This window comes from Roseburia porci (genome assembly GCF_009695765.1).
GTDB lineage: Bacteria > Bacillota > Clostridia > Lachnospirales > Lachnospiraceae > Roseburia > Roseburia porci.
The window spans coordinates 1-1,800 of record NZ_VUNI01000052.1; the positions used below are offsets into that span (position 1 = coordinate 1).

Annotated in this window: 2 protein-coding genes; both read left to right on the forward strand. The window is 45.7% G+C overall.

The window, feature by feature from the left end; translation table 11 throughout:
• Nucleotides 1-165: 165 nt before the first annotated feature.
• A complete protein-coding gene (locus tag FYJ75_RS14215) occupies nucleotides 166-591 on the forward strand; it encodes an HTH domain-containing protein (RefSeq protein ID WP_154431057.1) in 426 nt (141 codons plus the stop codon).
• Nucleotides 592-602: 11 nt separating this feature from the next.
• Nucleotides 603-1,616, forward strand: a complete 1,014-nt coding sequence (locus tag FYJ75_RS14220) for an IS3 family transposase (RefSeq protein WP_154431058.1) — start codon at nucleotides 603-605, stop codon at nucleotides 1,614-1,616.
• The last annotated feature ends 184 nt before the right edge of the window (nucleotides 1,617-1,800 follow it).

Consider the following 1,800-nt stretch of genomic DNA (forward strand, 5'->3'; position numbering starts at 1 on the left):
TATAATGTACCCATAACAGTGGACACATGAATTAGCGTAGTACCTGGTTCTCAGACACACTCACTAACCCTTCCCCTGTTTTCAAACACCGTTCCTAAGTGAACCCAGTTTCTTGGACACTGCCTCTCAAATGTGATATTCTAATCACAGAAATGGAGGATTTTCATGAGCAGAAAATTATTCACAGAGGAACAACAACAGTTACTTCGTCAAAACCCTTACATCTACAGTGTTACTGAAACAAGAATCACTCTTACCAAAGAATTCAAGGAGATTTTCATGACCGCCTATAAAGCCGGTGAGTCACCCAGAAAAATCCTTGAAGATCACGGTTTTGACATCAGCATCATTGGAGAACGCCGCATATGGAGCATTTCCCAGCATATCCGTACAGAATACCAGAAGTACGGCGAATTCCATGAGGGATATGGTTCACGGGGTACCTCAGCAGCCCATTCGGTTCCCGCTGATACTGACACCCAGGTCTCTGAGGCTGACGAAATCCGTCAGCTCCGGCACGAAGTAGATTATCTGAAACAGGAAATGGAATTTCTAAAAAAAATTTCCTCGATCAGAACTACAGGGAAGTAGGTGCACTGCTCATGAACGATTCTTCCTGTATTTTTGAAATAATCTACAACACCATGCAGCAAAGCCATAACACCATGTCTGTTAAGACACTCTGTGAGATGGCAGGCGTTTCACGAAGCGGTTACTACGCCTGGCTCAAGGCTGCTCCATCAAGAGAACGCAGAGAACAGCAGGACCGGGATGACTTTGAGCTGATACTTGCTGCCTACAAAATGCACGGCTATTCCAAAGGTGCAAAAGGCATCTATATGGCTCTTCTCCACATGGAGCCGCCCGTGGTCATGAATCTCAAGAAGATCCGGCGCCTGATGGACAAGTTTAATCTGTCCTGCCCCTACAGGGGACCGAATCCTTACAGGCGGATGGCCAAAGCCCTTAAGACAAGCAATGTTGCAGATAATCTGCTTCAGCGGGAATTCGAGGCATACGGTCCACGGATTGTCCTGCTGACAGACATCACTTATCTGCCGTACAACGGCACCTTTGCTTATTTATCTACTGTCCTGGATGCCTTTACCAAGCAGATACTGTCGTATGTACTCAGTCCATCACTGGAAGTGGATTTCGTTCTGGAAACCATCAACAAACTGGTGGAGGATCACGGAGTGTCCCTTCAGGCGGAAACCATCATCCATTCGGATCAGGGCTGCCATTATACCAGCCACAAATTTATCAACATCTTGTATGATAAAAAGCTCCGCCAGTCCATGTCACGCAGGGGCAACTGCTGGGACAATGCCCCGCAGGAAAGTTTCTTCGGCCACATGAAAGACCATATCAAACCGAAACTTGCCGAATGTACTGCGTTTGCTGATGTTCAGGTCATCATTGATGACTATATCGATTATTACAACAATCGGCGGTATCAGTGGCATCTTGCCAAGCTGTCGCCTAATGAATTCTACAAATTTGTTACTACGGGGGAATATCCTCTGGATATCCCGAATGCTCCTGCCCCGCCAACCATCCGGAAGGATCCGAAAGAACTCGGCAAAGTGGCAGTTGATATAGATTCTAAAAAATAAAACCAAAAAGAATATCACACCAACTGGTATGTCCATTTCCGTGGGTACTGCAAATGTCATGTGCCCACTTCTTTGGATACCCCAACGATGGAATGTCCAAAATCAGGGATATCATCTTTGTGTAGGTGTCTAAAAAATAGGCACTACACTAATTCAAAATGTCCTTGACAAGGGGTACAGTTTA